This window comes from Meridianimarinicoccus marinus (assembly GCF_040689105.1).
Taxonomy (GTDB): domain Bacteria; phylum Pseudomonadota; class Alphaproteobacteria; order Rhodobacterales; family Rhodobacteraceae; genus Meridianimarinicoccus; species Meridianimarinicoccus marinus.
In genome coordinates this window covers 36,844-51,957 of record NZ_JBFBVU010000008.1, presented here as the reverse complement: position 1 = coordinate 51,957, position 15,114 = coordinate 36,844, and the positions used below count along the sequence as shown (strand labels likewise).

General features: G+C 66.1%; 12 protein-coding genes. 4 read left to right on the top strand and 8 right to left on the bottom strand.

Annotated features, from left to right (window positions below):
* Window positions 1–24 precede the first annotated feature (24 nt).
* From AB0T83_RS08415 to AB0T83_RS08380, 8 genes are all read right to left on the bottom strand, one after another.
* The gene (locus AB0T83_RS08415; protein WP_366192584.1) at window positions 25–894 is read right to left on the bottom strand and encodes a dimethyl sulfoxide reductase anchor subunit family protein; all 870 of its coding nucleotides are present in this window, start codon (window positions 892–894) and stop codon (window positions 25–27) included.
* Entirely contained in the window at window positions 894–1,652 is a 759-nt protein-coding gene (locus AB0T83_RS08410; RefSeq protein WP_366192583.1) for a 4Fe-4S dicluster domain-containing protein, read from the bottom strand. The genes AB0T83_RS08415 and AB0T83_RS08410 overlap by 1 nt, the downstream gene beginning before the upstream one ends.
* Entirely contained in the window at window positions 1,649–2,158 is a 510-nt protein-coding gene (locus AB0T83_RS08405; protein ID WP_366192582.1) for a GNAT family N-acetyltransferase, read from the bottom strand. The genes AB0T83_RS08410 and AB0T83_RS08405 overlap by 4 nt, the downstream gene beginning before the upstream one ends.
* Complete coding sequence (locus tag AB0T83_RS08400) at window positions 2,155–4,923, bottom strand: molybdopterin oxidoreductase family protein (protein WP_366192581.1); 2,769 nt, start codon at window positions 4,921–4,923, stop codon at window positions 2,155–2,157. The genes AB0T83_RS08405 and AB0T83_RS08400 overlap by 4 nt, the downstream gene beginning before the upstream one ends.
* 133 nt (window positions 4,924–5,056) lie before the next feature.
* A complete protein-coding gene (xsc, locus tag AB0T83_RS08395; protein ID WP_366192580.1) occupies window positions 5,057–6,829 on the bottom strand; it encodes a sulfoacetaldehyde acetyltransferase in 1,773 nt (590 codons plus the stop codon).
* Between the two features lie 198 nt (window positions 6,830–7,027).
* Window positions 7,028–7,588, bottom strand: a complete 561-nt coding sequence (locus AB0T83_RS08390) for a DUF4202 domain-containing protein (protein ID WP_366192579.1) — start codon at window positions 7,586–7,588, stop codon at window positions 7,028–7,030.
* A 22-nt stretch (window positions 7,589–7,610) separates the two neighbouring features.
* The gene (pdxR, locus tag AB0T83_RS08385) at window positions 7,611–9,125 is read right to left on the bottom strand and encodes a MocR-like pyridoxine biosynthesis transcription factor PdxR (protein ID WP_366192578.1); all 1,515 of its coding nucleotides are present in this window, start codon (window positions 9,123–9,125) and stop codon (window positions 7,611–7,613) included.
* Window positions 9,126–9,363: 238 nt separating this feature from the next.
* Window positions 9,364–10,749, bottom strand: a complete 1,386-nt coding sequence (locus AB0T83_RS08380; protein ID WP_366192577.1) for an aminotransferase family protein — start codon at window positions 10,747–10,749, stop codon at window positions 9,364–9,366.
* Between the two features lie 281 nt (window positions 10,750–11,030).
* Between AB0T83_RS08380 and AB0T83_RS08375 the strand changes: the two genes are divergently transcribed.
* The 4 genes from AB0T83_RS08375 to AB0T83_RS08360 all read left to right on the top strand — a co-directional run bounded on the left by AB0T83_RS08375 (window position 11,031) and on the right by AB0T83_RS08360 (window position 15,077).
* Window positions 11,031–12,029: a taurine ABC transporter substrate-binding protein gene (locus AB0T83_RS08375; protein ID WP_366192576.1), complete on the top strand. Its 999-nt coding sequence runs from the start codon at window positions 11,031–11,033 to the stop codon at window positions 12,027–12,029.
* 78 nt (window positions 12,030–12,107) lie between these two features.
* A complete protein-coding gene (locus tag AB0T83_RS08370; RefSeq protein ID WP_366192575.1) occupies window positions 12,108–12,914 on the top strand; it encodes a taurine ABC transporter ATP-binding protein in 807 nt (268 codons plus the stop codon).
* Window positions 12,911–14,176, top strand: coding sequence for an ABC transporter permease subunit (locus tag AB0T83_RS08365; protein ID WP_366192574.1), 1,266 nt, complete (start codon window positions 12,911–12,913; stop codon window positions 14,174–14,176). Before AB0T83_RS08370 ends, AB0T83_RS08365 begins: the two co-directional genes overlap by 4 nt.
* 139 nt (window positions 14,177–14,315) lie before the next feature.
* On the top strand, window positions 14,316–15,077 hold the full coding sequence (locus tag AB0T83_RS08360) for an SDR family NAD(P)-dependent oxidoreductase (RefSeq protein WP_366192573.1): 762 nt from the start codon (window positions 14,316–14,318) through the stop codon (window positions 15,075–15,077).
* Window positions 15,078–15,114 lie beyond the last annotated feature (37 nt).

Genomic DNA, 15,114 nt, shown 5'->3' with positions numbered 1-15,114 from the left:
CGCCGGGGGCGACACGATCCGGGATCAGCGCTTGCCGTAGTACAGCCCGACCACATGTTCGGCTTGGGCGAAGAACAGCCAGCGCGACGCGCCGACCCCGGCCAGATGCAGGGCCGCGACCAGCGCCAGCATCACCGGGTGATGGCTGATGGTGAGGCCGAGAACGGGCAGCACCACCATGCCCAGAAAGGCCAGACCGCGCAGCTTGCGGGCGTGTTTGCGGCCGATCACATAGACCATCTCGTCCAGCAGGTAGTTGCTGCCGGTGTGCGGGCTGGCCATCTGCCGCATGCCGCCGCTGTCGCCCAGCCCGGTGGCGGTCTGCATCGTGGATCCGGCTTCAGAAAAACGACGGTCGCCGGTGTGCCAGACCCAGAGTTGCACCGCCCCGGCCAGCGCCAGCAGCAGCGGCGCCAGTGCGGGGGCGGCGAAGATCGCACCGCCTGACAGGGCCAGCGCAAGAAACAGCGCCGGGGTGCCGGGCTGGTGCCAGCGCGGCACCGTTTTCAATTGGGTGTAGATCATCGCCGTGGCCCAGACCGTGGCCAGGCACAGCGCCGCGCCCAGCAGACCGAAGGGTTGCCAGAGCGCGCCGAAGAACACCGCCCCGAAGGCGAAAACCCCCATCAGGAGCAAACCGGCCACCGCCAGACAGCCCTCGCGCGACAGCCAGCTTGAGCGCCACTGGGTCAGCGCCCGCCACGCCCGTTCGGGGTGGCCGAGGTGGAAGGTGGAAGACACCAACCCACCGACCGCAAGGCCAAACCCCAGAAAATAATAAAGAAACGCAGCCCATCCGGTTGCAGGCGGCAAGCCGAGGCCGAGCCAGTACAGCAGTCCCAGGCCGAAGCCCGACAGGGTGGTGAAGGCGATGACGGAGGGTGCGGGATGCATCAGGCCGATCCTCCGGGCAGACGGTCGAGGGCGCGGTCGAGCCAGCCGAGGAAGCCCTGCGGGGTCTCGGCGACGGGTTCCAGCAGGGGGGCCAGAATGTCGATCTGGTCGTCCTTGGGCCGGGGCGGCAGGTATTTGTTGACCGGTTTGGTGCCCAGTTCGGGCATCAGGTCCATGCCGCCGCGCTCGGCCACCAACTGGCTGACGGCGCTTTCGGGATCGCCCAGATCGCCGAAGTGGCGGGCCCCGGCGGGGCAGGTGCGCACGCAGGCGGGCACCCGGTCTTCCTCGGGCAGGTTGTCGTTGTAGATGCGGTCCACGCACAGGGTGCATTTCTTCATCACGCCTTCGGCCTTGTCCATCTCGCGGGCGCCGTAGGGGCAGGCCCAGGCGCAGAGGCCACAGCCTATGCAGCTGGATTCATTGACCAAAACGATGCCATCCTCGGTGCGCTTGTAGCTGGCGCCGGTGGGGCAGACGGTGACGCAGGGGGCGTCTTCGCAATGCAGGCAGGACTTGGGGAAATGCACGGTCTGGGCCGTGCCGCCGCATTCGGGCGTGACCTCATAGGTGTGGACGCGGTTCAGGAAGGTGCCTTGCGGGGCCGCGCCATAGGGGTCCTGATCGGACAGCGGCGCGCCATAGCCCTGATCGTTCCAGCCCTTGCAGGCGATGACGCAGGCGTGACAGCCGACACAGGTATCAAGGTCGATCACCAGCCCCATCTTGCGGTCGGTCGAAGCGGGTAGCTGGGTCATGAGTCCTCGGATTCCGGGGTCTGGAAAGCGTCTGGAAAAGGTATGGCTGGAGTCTGGCCCGGTGCGGCTTCGGTCAGCACGCGGCGCATCATCGGGGCCGGTCCCAGCGGGGTCTCGACCTGCGCAATCTCTTCAAATCCGAGCCGTGTGTAGAACCCATAGGCCGCCGAGTTTACCACCAACCGGCAAGAGGTGCAGCCCGCCGATACCGCCTCGCCAAGGGCGGCGTGCAGCAGCGCCCGGCCGATGCCCTTGCGGGTGTGGAACGGATCGACGAACAGCGCCAGCAATTCGGCCTCGGGGCGCGAGGGGGTCAGCGCGGCGAAGCCGATGATGGCCCCGGCGGGATCTTCGCACACGTGGATCACGTCCAGCAGATCCACGTCCAGTTCCAGAAGCTCGGGGTGGGCTTGCAGCTTTTCCACGTCGCCGGCATTGGCCATGGCGCCGCGACGGTACAATTCGGCCAGTTGTGGCAGATCGGAGGGGCGGGCGGCGCGGATCATGGGCGGCTCCTTGGGCCCTTGCCCACCGGGCTGGGCAGGGGCGTAAAAGCGGGTTGGGATTCAGGCGGTGGGTCGGCCTTTTCGATCCGCACCCGCAGGTCGAACCAGGCGGCCTGCCCGGTGATCGGGTCAGAGTTGGCCCATCGCAGCCCGTCGCCCTTGGGCGGCAGCAGTTCGTGGATCAGGTGGTTCAGCAGGAAGCCCTTTGTGGACTCGGGCGCATCATCGTCCAGCGCCCAGGTGCCCTTGCGTTTGCCGATGGCGTTCCACGTCCAGACGGTGTTGGCATTCAGCGCCTCTTGCAGGGCCACCGGCACGGTGATCTCGCCATGCGGAGAGGTCACCCGCGCCCAGTCGCCCTCGGCAAAGCCGTGTTCGTCCCACAGTTTGCGCGGCACATAGAGCGGGTTGACCCCGTGCAACTGTCGCAGCCACGCGTTCTGGCTGCCCCAGCTGTGATACATGGCCATGGGCCGCTGGGTCAGGGCGCGGATCGGATAGCTGTCGTCGGTGCCCTGGGGCTCCTCCCAATAGGGCAGCGGGTCCATGCTGCGGCGCACCCGCTCGCGCAGATGTTCGGGCGGCTGGCGGTCGCCATGGCCCTCGGCGGCGCGCTGAAAGCGGCGCAGGGGTTCGGACCAGAGTTCGAACAGATAGGGTTGTGGCGCATCGAACAGCCCCAGATCCACCGCCCAGTCCTGATAGGCCATGTTCCACGGTTTGTAGAATTGAGCCGCGTCGGGGATGTGGTGGATATGAAAGCCGCCCTGTTCGATATAGCGGTCGATCTGGTCGGGGTTGGGCGCGCCGCGCCCGGTCCGGTCGGCGTTTTCGCCGCGATGGCCCATCAGCGGGCCGATGCCGGGCCGTCGTTCATGGTTGGCGATATAGTCGGCGTAATCCTTGTAGATCGGCATGCCTTCGGCATCGGTGAAGCCGGGCATGCCCAGACGGTTGGCCAGCTGGATCAGCACGGTCTGGAAGCCGCGCACCTCGCGGTCGGGTTCGACCACCGGCCAGCGGATGGCATCGGCGGCGGCCTCGGCCTCGCAGATCGGGCGGTCGAGCAGCGAGATGCAGTCGTGCCGTTCCAGATAGGTGGTGTCGGGCAGGATCAGGTCGGCATAGGCGACCATTTCCGAGCTGTAGGCATCGGAATAGATGATGCGCGGAATGACGTAATCGCCGTTGTCGGTGCGCCGCGTCAGCATCTCCATCACACTCTTGGTGTTCATGGAGGAGTTCCACGACATGTTGGCCATATAGAGAAACAGCGTGTCGATCGGGTAGGGATCCTGCGCCACCGCGTTCGAAATCACCATGTGCATCAGCCCGTGCGCCGATAGCGGGTTTTCCCAGGTGAACGCCTTGTCGATGCGGCTGGCGGAACCGTCATCCTCCAGCAGCAGGTCTTCGGGGCCGCGCGGAAAGCCCAAATGCGGGCCGTCCAGCGGGCGGCCGGGACGGTCATGGCCATGCGGCGTGGGATGGGCCGAAACCGGCTTGGGATAGGGCGGCTTGAAGCGGAAGCCGCCGGGCACCTCGACCGTGCCCAGAATGATTTGCAGGATGTGCAGTGCCCGGCAGGTCTGGAAGCCGTTGGCATGGGCCGAGATCCCGCGCATGGCGTGGAAGCTGACCGGGCGGCCCACCATCGTGGTATGGGTCTCGCCCCGGAAATCGGTCCATGCGTGATCCAGCGTGAAGGCCTGATCAAAGGCCGCATGGGCGATCTCGGCGGCCAGTTGGCGGATGCGCGGGGCGGGGATGCCGGTGGTGTCGGCCACCGCCTCGGGCGCGTAGTCCTTCGACAGGTAGCGGTCGGCCATGTGCTGAAACACGGTGCGCGCGCCATCGTGGCTGGCGGCCAGATCGGGGCGCACGCCCTTCTGGTCGAAGGGGGCGAGCCGTCCCGTGGTGCGGTCAACGACCACCAGCTTGTCCTCGGCGTTGCGCAGCAGCAGCCCGTCGTCGCCCACAAGGCAGGGGGCATTGGTGAAGCGCGCAAGATAATCAAGGTCGATCTTGCCCGCTTCGAACAGGCAATGGATCAGCGCCATGATGAACAGCCCGTCGGTTCCCGGCGTGATGCCGACCCAATCGTCGGCCACCGCATTGTAACCGGTCCGCACCGGGTTGACGCCCACCACGCGCCCGCCACGGCCCTTGACCTTGCCGATGCCGATCTTGATCGGGTTGCTGTCGTGATCCTCGGCCACGCCGAACAGGAAGAACAGCTTGGTGCGGTCCCAGTCGGGCTGGCCGAATTCCCAGAACGCCCCGCCCATGGTGTAGATACCGGCGGCGGCCATGTTCACCGAGCAGAAACCGCCGTGGGCGGCGTAATTCGGGGTGCCGAAGTTCTGCGCCCAGAAGCTGGTGAAGGATTGCGACTGGTCGCGCCCGGTGAAGAAGGCCAGCTTTTGCGGCGCGGTCTCGCGCAGGTCGTTCAGCCAGCCGACGGCGGTGGACAGCGCCTCGTCCCAGGAGATCTCGCGGTACTGGCCCGAGCCGCGCGGCCCGGTGCGCAACAGCGGCGTGCGCAGGCGCGAGGGCGCGGTGTGCTGCATGATCCCGGCCGACCCCTTGGCACAGAGCACGCCCTTGTTCACCGGGTGGTCGCGGTTGCCCTCGATATAAGAGACCTTGCCGTCCTTCAGGTGAACGTTGATCCCGCAGCGGCAGGCGCACATGTAGCAGGTCGTCTTGCGGATTTCATCCGACACATGCGGCGAGGTGTCGAGATCGACCTTCGGGATGGTCACCTGGGATGTCTCCTGGGCTGGGGTGGTTCTGACGCCAGTGTAGACCGGATTTTTCTGCACTGGCGAGAGGATTTTCCCGCCCCTGCGCCAAAATCCCGGAAACGGGTCCGGGATTGGGCAGGTTGACGGAAAATCAGGCTTGCGGCACCATGTCGGCGGGGTCGATGCCCGCCACTTCCACCGGGGTCTTCATGGCGTCGCGGCGGAAGGGTTCGCCGAGCTCCTGGTTGATCATGGCCTCGATCAGCGTGGTAGTGCCGGCGGCCTGGTCCTTGATCGCCTGATCCAGCGCGGCGGTCAGCTCCTCCATGGTGCGGGCGACGACGCCTTTCAGGCCGCAGGCCTGCGCGATGCCTGCATAACTCACGCTTTCATCCAACTCGGTGCCGACGAAGTTGTCATGGAACCATAGGGTGGAATTCCGCTTTTCGGCGCCCCACTGGTAGTTGCGGAAGACGATCTGGGTGATGGCGGGCCATTCGGAGCGGCCGATGGCGGTCAGCTCGTTCACCGAGATGCCGAAGGCACCATCCCCGGCGAAGCCCACCACCGGGGTGTCGGGGTTGCCGATCTTGGCGCCGATGATCGCGGGCAGGCCGTAGCCGCAGGGGCCGAACAGGCCCGGCGCCAGATATTTGCGGCCCGCTTCGAACGACGGGTAGGCGTTGCCGATGGCGCAATTGTTGCCAATGTCCGAGCTGATGATCGCATCGCGGGGCAGGGCCGACTGGATCGCGCGCCAGGCCCGGCGCGGGCTGAGCCAGTCGGGCTTGTCGGCGCGGGCGCGGGCGTTCCAGTCGGTGCCGGGATCGTCGTCTTCGTGATCCATGGCGCTGAGCTGCTGCGCCCAGGCCGATTTGGTCTGCGCGATGCGGGCCTTGCGGTCAGCCCGGTCGGTGTCCCCGGCGGTGTCGGACAGCCGGTTCAGGATGCCGGTCGCCACCTTGGCGGCATCGCCGACGATGCCGACGCTGACGGTCTTGGTCAGGCCGATGCGGTCGGGGTTGATGTCGACCTGGATGATCTTCGCCTCGGCGGGCCAGTAGTCGATGCCATAGCCCGGCAGGGTCGAGAACGGGTTCAGCCGGGTGCCCAGGGCCAGCACCACATCGGCGGTGCGGATCAGCTCCATCGCGGCTTTCGAGCCATTGTAGCCCAGCGGTCCGGCAAACAGCGGATGGCTGCCCGGAAAGGCATCGTTGTGCTGGTAGCCGACACAGACCGGCGCATCGAGCCGTTCGGCCAGCGCCTGGCTGGCGGCGATACCGCCCTGTGCCAGCACCACGCCGGCGCCGTTCAGGATCACCGGGTTGCGGGCTTCGGACAGCAGGCGGGCGGCCTTGGCCACCGAGTTTTCGCCGCCGGGGCTGCGTTCGAACTCGATGGGGTCGGGGATGGTGATGTCAATGACCTGGGTCCACATGTCCCGCGGGATGTTCAGTTGTGCGGGCCCCGAGGCGCGTTTGGCTTTGGCGATGACGCGGGTCAGAACCTCGGCCACGCGGGACGGGTCGCGGACCTCTTCCTGATAGACGACCATGTCCTCGAACAGCTTCATCTGTTCGACTTCCTGAAAACCGCCCTGGCCGATGGTCTTGTTGGCCGCCTGCGGAGTGACCAGCAGCAGCGGCGTGTGGTTCCAATAGGCGGTTTTCACGGCGGTCACGAAATTGGTGATGCCGGGGCCGTTCTGGGCGATCATCATCGACATCTTGCCGGTGGTGCGGGTGTAGCCGTCGGCCATCATCCCGCCGCTGCCCTCATGAGCGCAGTCCCAGAAGGTGATCCCGGCCTTGGGAAACAGGTCCGAGATCGGCATCATCGCCGAGCCGATGATCCCGAAAGCATGTTCGATCCCATGCCGTTGCAGGGTTTTCACAAAGGCTTCTTCGGTGGTCATCTTCATGGGGGTGATCTCCTGTCACGGGTGCGCGTCCGGCGCCCCGGCGAATTGCGTCGGGGCAAACTACGCCCCAAGCGCCCCCGGCGGTTAGGGCCAGCCGGACCGGTCCTCTAGGTCCAGTTGGTGGGGCCTTGGGGGAGGCCACCCTGCGGGCAGGGCTGTCGCGGGGTCAATGCAGGCGCGGCACCGGGGCCACCCCGGTCAGATCCGGAATGCCGAGGCCAGCGTCTCGGGCAGGTCGAATTCCGACAGCACGCGGGCGCGGCCATCGTCCGACATCTTGCGGGCGGTTTTGACCACGATGTTGTGCACCTTGTTCTGCGGGTGCTTGGCCGAGAAGGGCGCGAAATACCACTTCAGGAACACAAAGCAGATCACGTCTTCCAGCGCCTGCACCTGCGGGTCGCGCTTCAGCCCTTCCTTGCGCAGCAGGCTGGCGGCGGTGTCGGCTTCTTCATCGGAATAGCCCGCCTCTCGCATCATCCCGGCCACTCGGGCGCCGTGGTGCTTGGCCAGATCGCGGCGCCAGGTCAGATAGCCGGTGCGGCCTTCGGGGTAATCCGCCCGTTTCAGGGTCCAGCGTTCGATGTGCTGGCCGCGCGCTGCCAGTTGCAGCACCTCTGAGGCGTCGGGGAACAGCCGGTCCAGTTCCGCGCTCATCCGCTCGCCGTACACCAGCGCCTCGGGGCGGCCATCGGTCTGGTTCGGGTCTTCGGCATTGGCGGCGTCTATGGCGGCGATCACATCGGTCAGTCGGCTCATGGGCGGGGTCTCCGGGAGTTGGTCAAAAAGACATCGGGGCGGGGGTACGGTGCGGTCGGCCGGGGCCGGTCTGCAGGCGGGTCAGGGCCTGCGCCAGCCGGGCGATGCCTTCGGCGATGCGATCGGCCGGGATCGAGGAATAGGCCAGCCGGTAGTGCCGGTCGTCCGGTGCGTCGGGGGCAAAGAAAGCGCGCCCCGGTTCGATCAGCACGCCGTGGTCCAGAAGCGCGTCGGCCAGCGCGCTGCTGCTGACGCCCTGCGGCGTGGTCATCCAGAAGCTGGAGCCGCCGAATTGTGCATCCCCGGCCATGGTCAGCCCATGCGCCCGGATCGCCTGATCCATCACCGCGCGGCGTTCGCCATAGGCCAGCCCCATGCGCTTGATCTGGCTGTCGTAATGGCCCAGCGACAGGAAATAGGCGGCGGTGCGTTGCAGGTGGCCCGGCGGGTGGCGCAGCACCAGCGCGCGCAGGGCGCGGGCCTCGCGGATGAAGGGTTCCGAGCCCACCAGATAGCCCAGCCGCAACCCCGGAAACAGCGATTTCGAGAATGAGCCGATGTAGATCACTCGCCCGTGCCGATCCAGCGATTTCAGCGCCGGAGAGGGGGTGTCGAGGAAGGACATCTCGAATTCATAGTCGTCCTCGACCACCAGGAAATTATCGGCCTCGGCCCGGTCCAGCAGCGCCCTGCGACGCTCCAGCGGCAGGGTGGCATTGGTCGGGCACTGGTGGCTGGGGGTGGTGAAGACCGCGTCGACCTCGCCCGACAGGGCGGTCGGGTCCAGCCCGTCTGTGTCCACATCCACCGCCAGCGTCTTGCAGCGGGTCTGGTTCAGGATCTCGCGCAGGCCGGGATAGCAGGGGTTTTCGAAGGCGGCGAGACGGCGCTGGGTCAGCAGGATCTGGGCGGTGATCCACAGGGCGTTCTGGGCGCCCAGCGTGACCAGCACTTCCTCGGGGCGCGCGGTGATGCCCCGGCGCGGCAGGATGTGGCGCAGGATGTACTCCACCAGCTTGGGGTCGTCGCGTTCATAGTAATCCGCCGTCAGGGCCTCGAAATCGCGCTGGCCGAGCGCCTGCATGGCGCAGACCCGCCAGTTGCGGTGATCGAACAGGGTCGGGTCGGTCTGGCCGTAGATGAAGGGATAGGGATAGCGGCGCCAATCCGGCGGGCGGTGCAGGGGGGCGTAGGTGGAGAACTTCTGGCCCAGGGCGCGGGACCAGTCCACGCTGTCCTCGCTGCCGCCGCGCGTCAGGTCGAAGGCCGGCGGGCGCGGCGCCGACAGCGACACGTAGTAGCCCGACCGCCCGCGCGAGGTCAGATAGTCATTGGCCAGAAGCTCGGTATAGGCCAGCGTCACGGTGATCCGCGAGATGCCCAGATGCGCGGCCAGCTTGCGCGACGAGGGCAGCTTGTCGCCGGGTTTCAGCCGTCCTGACAGGATCGCCGAGGTGACCATGTGCTGAAGCTGCTGCTGAAGCGTGCCTTCGAAATCTGGGTCCAGAAAAAAGGTCTGTTCCGAAATCGTGGCCATCGAGCTTCCCGGCTTTGGTGCGCAGGAAGCCTAGGCCGTCGGGGGGGCATGTGCAAGGCATCGACAGACGGGCCGGAAATGTGGCGCGCAAGCGGGCGGTTGCCGTTTTTCCGTGCGGGGGCAGCGGGTGCAACCGCGCCGCGCCGCAGGCGCGGCGCCCGGCCCAACGCCTTGCGGCCGTCAGGCCAAAAGGGGGCGGGAGCCGCCCCCGTCTGGATCTGTCCCCCGCGCGGGCCGCCTAGCCGAAAACCCGGCTCAGGGCCCCGTCCACGGCGCCGGTGATGGCGTCGATGTCATCGGCCGTGGCGATCAGCGGCGGGGCGAAGCACAGCGAGTTGTTGAACCCCGGCAGCGACCGGTTGGTGGCGCCGATGATGACGCCCTGGCCCAGCACGTCGGCCAGCACCGCGCCCACCTGCTTTTCGCTGACCGGCTCCTTGGTGCCGCGATCCGCGACCAGCTCGGCGCCGCAGAACAGCCCCGCGCCGCGCACGTCCCCGATCACCGCATGCTTGTCCTGAAGCGCGCGCAGGTTGTCCAGCATCCGCGCGCCCATGGCCCTGGTGTTGTCCAGCAGGTCTTCGCGTTCGATGATCGCCATGTTTTCCATGGCCGCCGCCTGCCCGGCGGTGCAGCCGCCGAAGGTCGAGATGTCGCGGAAATAGTTCAGCGGATCGCTGTCGTCATCCTTGAACTGCTCGAACACCGCTTCGGTGGTCACGGTGCAGGAAATCGCGGCATAGCCCGAGGCCACGCCCTTGGCCATGGTCACGAAATCGGGCTGGACGCCGTAATTCTGATAGCCGAACCAGGCGCCGGTGCGCCCGACGCCACAGACCACCTCGTCGATGTGCAGCAGGATGTCGTACTTGCGGCAGATCTCCTGCACGCGCGGCCAGTAGCCCGGCGGGGGCAGGATCACGCCGCCGCCGGCGGTCACCGGTTCCAGGCACAGGGCACCGACGGTGTCGGGGCCTTCGCGCAGGATCACCTCCTCGATGGCATCGGCGGCGCGCTGGCCATAGGCCTCGCCGGTCAGATCCCACTGTGCGCGGTATTCCAGGCAGTGCGGCACCTCGACGAAACCCGGCGTATAGGGGCCGTATTGGGCGTTGCGCTCGGGTTGGCCGCCGCCCGACAGGCAGGCGATGGTGGTGCCGTGGTAGTCGCGTTCGCGGTACAGGATCTTGTGCTTGCGGCCGCCGTGGCGCTTGTGAGCGATCTGGCGGACCATCTTGAAGGCTTTCTCGTTGGCCTCGGATCCCGAGTTCGAATAATAGACCCGGCTCATCCCCGGCATCTTGTCCAGAAGCTTCTCGGCGAATTGCGCCGCCGGCACCGTGCCCATGGCGCCGCCCCAGAAGTTCATCTTCAGGATCTGGTCTCGCACCGCGTTGGCGATGCTTTCGCGCCCGTAGCCGACATTCACCGTCCAGACCCCGCCCGAGACGGAATCGATGAACTCCTTGCCGTTCTGGTCCCAGACCTTCAGGCCCCGGCCTTCGACGATGATCCGCGGGTCGTTGGTCTCAAGCGGTTTGTGCTGCATCAGGTGATGCCACATGTGCGCCCGGTCTGCGGCGACCACATCCGACAGATCGTTGCGAGAGATGTTCTGATTCATGCCAGCGTTCCTTCCCAATGGCGCGACCTGGCCAGCCTGACCCGGTCTAGCGCCATGTTCAAGTTTTCTAAGTGCACAGGGAACGGGCGCGGAATAGGGCCAGTCTGACATTCTCTGTAAGGCCAAACCGGCAAGCCTGTTGTCAGCACGACAAGGCCCGCCCTAGGCTCGGTCCTGATCTGGTGGACCGAAATGCGCAGCGACGGAAAAACAGAACAACCGCGCCGCGTCCGGGTGTCGGCCCGCACCGGTCCACGCCGATTGCAACACGGAGATGGAAGATGACGCTGAAGACGAAACTTGCAGGAACGGTGGCAGCACTGGCCATGACCGCCGGGGCGCAGGCCGCCATGGCCCAGGACCTGACCGTGGCCTATTTCCTGGAATGGCCGATGCCGTTCCAATACGCCAAGGTCATGGGCAAATACGAAGAGGCCCTGGGCGTCGATATCAACTGGGTGTCCTTCGACACCGGCACCGCCATGTCCGCGGCGATGGCCTCGGGCGATGTGCAGATCTCGGTCAGCCAGGGCCTGCCGCCCTTCGTGGTGGCAACCTCGGCGGGGCAGGATCTTCAGGTCGTGGATGTGGCCGTGTCCTATTCCGAAAACGACAACTGCTTCGTCGCCGAAGCGCTGGAAATTGACAAGGCCAGCGTCAAGGAACTGGAAGGCAAGAAGGTCGGTATTCCCATCGGCACCGCCGCGCACTACGGGTTCCTGAAACAGATGAGCCATTTCGGCGTCGATATCACGACCATGGAAATCGTCGACATGGCGCCGCCCGAAGGCGCCGCCGCCTTCTCGCAGGGCAGTCTGGACATGGTCTGCGGCTACGGCGCCTCGGTGCAGCGCATGGCCGAGCATGGCAACGTGCTGCTGACCGGCGCCGAGAAGGAAGAGGTCGGCATCCTGGTGTTCGACGTGACCTCGGTGCCCGCCAGTTTCGCCGCCGAGAACGAGGAGCTTCTGGCCAAGTTCCTGAAGGTGACCGCGGACGCCAATGCGGCGTGGAACGCGGGCGAGGATACCGAAGCCTATCTGACCGCCATGGCCGAAGACGCCGGCATGGAGCTGGAAGCGACCCGCGAATACGTCAAGGGCTTCTCCTTCCCCTCGGTCGAGGATCAGCTCAGCAGCACGTGGCTGGGTGGCAACGTGCAGGCGTTCATGCTGGGCGTGGCGCAGGTGTTCAGGGATGCGGGCTCGATCCCGTCCGCCCGCGACAGCTATGAGAGCGCGGTCAACAGCGCGCCGCTGCAGGCGGCCTCTGAAATGTAGGCGCGCCGCATCTGCCGACAGACTCCGGGGCGGGTTGCGCCTGCCCCGGTCCCGAAACCCGCGCGCGGAGGTTCAGCCATGACCGGCCTGTCCATTGAAAAGATATCCATGCGGTTCGATCTGCCCAACGGCACGCATGTTCAGGCGCTGAAGGATGTGTCGCTCGATATCCAGGAGGGCGAGATCCTGTCGGTTCTGGGTCCGTCGGGTTGCGGCAAGACCACGCTTTTGAACATCGTCGCCGGATTTCTGGCGGCCACCGAGGGGCGGGTGGTGCTGAACGGGCACACGGTGCATGGCCCCGACGCCGAGCGCGGCATGGTGTTCCAGAAGGGCGCCCTGTTCGAATGGATGAGCGTGCGCGAGAACGTGGGCTTCGGCCCGCGCATGAAGGGGATGCCGTCGGGCGAGACCCGCAAGATCGTCGATCACCTGCTGAACACCGTGGGGCTGAGCGATTTCAAGGAAAAGGCGGTCTATGAGCTGTCGGGCGGGATGCAGCAGCGCGTGGCGCTGGCCCGCTGTCTGGCCAATGATCCCGATGTGATCCTGATGGACGAACCGCTAGGCGCGCTGGACGCGCTGACCCGCGAGAAGATGCAGGCGCTGGTGCTGAAGCTGTGGAAAGAAAGCGGCAAGACCGTGATCCTGATCACCCATTCGGTCGAAGAGGCGCTGTTGCTGGGCGAACGCCTGATCGTCATGGCGCCGCGTCCGGGCCGCATCCACAAGGAATATCGTCTGCCGTTTGCCGACCGGGGCGTCAACATGGACCTGCGCGAGGTCAAGAAAAGCGAAGGTTTCGCCGAAACCCGCGATGAGATCCTGTCGATGATCTGGGAGATGGAAGAGGAAATCATGGGCCGGACGGAGAATGTCGCATGATGGTCCTGGCGCTTTACATCGGGCTGTTCGTGGGCGCGGCGCTTTTGGTGGGGGCGGTGCGCCGGATCACCACGCCGAAAAACGATTTCACCTCGCTCAAGACCGTGACCTTTGGCGATGAAAGTGCGGTGCGGCCCGACCGGGCGGCCTCGATCATCTCGGTGCTGGTGATCTTCCTGATCTGGGGCGCGTTCACCGGATCGAAGCTGGTGCCGTTCCATGTGCCGGGGCCGTTCAAGGGCGAAACCAGTTTCACCTACACGGCGCGTAACGCGCAGGGCCAGACCGATGCCGCCACCGTCACGGTGCTTGTGCATGACGTGTCGGAATCCCACGACGCGCCCGAGATCGATCCCGGCGACGGCTTCGCCAAGAACTATTCCACCGCGATGGGCGCCTGGCGCAGCTCGCTTCTGGGGGCGCATCGCAACGACGAGGGGCAGGACGAGGACGGCTATGCCATCATCTCGATCGACAGCCAGCCCATTGCCCCCGGCGAGGTGGTGAAGGTGGCCAATGGCGAGGTGTCGATGACCGCCAAAGGCTCGCTCAACTTCACGCCCGAGAAGGGTCTGCAGATGGAGCCGATCTGGATGCCGGCGCCGGAAGCCGTGGTCAAACGCTTCTTCGAGATCGCCAGCGACGGCTATCAGAACTTCACCCTGTGGGAGCATCTGGGCTGGTCCCTGTTCCGGGTGATCCTGGGCTTCGTGCTGGGCTCTCTGGTGGGCATACCGCTGGGCTATGCCATGGGGTTGTCGGGCTGGTTTCGCGGCTGGTTCGATCCCATCGTCGAATTCATGCGCCCGGTGCCGCCGCTGGCGCTGATCCCGCTGGTCATCATCTGGTTCGGCATCTGGGAAACCGGCAAGATCGTGCTGCTGTTTCTGGCGGCGCTGTGGATCATGACCATCGCGGCGCGGGCCGGGGTGTCGGGGGTCAACATCTCGAAGGTGCATGCCGCCTATTCGCTGGGGGCCAGCAAGTTCCAGATACTGCGCTTCGTGATCGTGCCCAACTCGCTGCCCGAGATCTTCACCGGGGCACGGGTGGCCATGGGCGTCTGCTGGGGCACCGTGGTCGCGGCTGAACTGGTGGCGGCGCAGAAAGGCGCAGGCATGATGATCATCGCGGCCTCGAAGTTCCAGCTGACCGATATCGTCATCATGGGCATCGTCCTGATCGGCATCATCGGCTACAGCATCGACATCCTGATGCGCCGGGCCGAGAATTATCTGGTGCCGTGGAAGGGCCGCTCCTGATCCGACGGCAACTGCTCCGCAGGAAAGGGCGCGCTTGACCGGCGCGCCTTTTAATTGAACGGTCGTTTCGTCGCGGATGCCCCGCTTGTCGGATCCCGGCGCCGGGGCCTAGAAGGGTGCCAACAGCGAGGAGGCGAGAATGGATCTGAACGGATTGACGGCGATTGTCACGGGCGGGGCATCGGGGCTGGGCGAAGCCACCGTACGGGCGCTGGTGGCGCAAGGCGCGCGCGTGGCGATCTTCGATCTGAACGCCGAACGCGGCGCGGCTCTGGTGTCGGACCTGGGCGCGGCAACCATGTTCCGCTCGGTGGATGTGAGTGACGCGGCCAGCGTGGCCGAGGCCTTGCGCGCGGTCGAGGCCGCTTTCGGCATCCCCGGTGCGGCGGTGAATTGCGCCGGCATCGTGCTGGCCAAGACCACATTGGGAAAGGCCGGGCCGCATCCGCTGGACGCCTACGCCAAGGTGATTGACGTGAACCTGAAGGGCACCTTCAACGTGCTGCGGCTGGTGGCGGCGCGCATGGCCGAGGCCGCCCCCGGCTTGGATGGCGAACGCGGGGTGATCGTCAACACCGCTTCGGTTGCGGCGTTCGACGGGCAGCGCGGGCAGGCGGCCTATGCGGCCTCGAAAGGCGGCATCGCCGCGACCAGCCTGCCGGTGGCGCGCGATCTGGCCCGCAACGGCATCCGCGTCAACGCCATCGCGCCGGGGCTGTTCCTGACCCCCATGGCCGAAGAACTGGGCGAGGAAGTCTGCGCGCAACTGGCCAAGGACGTGGTGTTTCCCAAGCGTCTGGGCAAGCCGTCCGAGTTCGCCGACGCGGTGCTGTTCCTGATCCGGAACACCTATATGAACGGCGAAACCCTGCGTCTGGACGGGGCCGTGCGCCTGCCCTGAGGCCGCACAAACCCGGTTGGAAATCTCACCCCCGCAA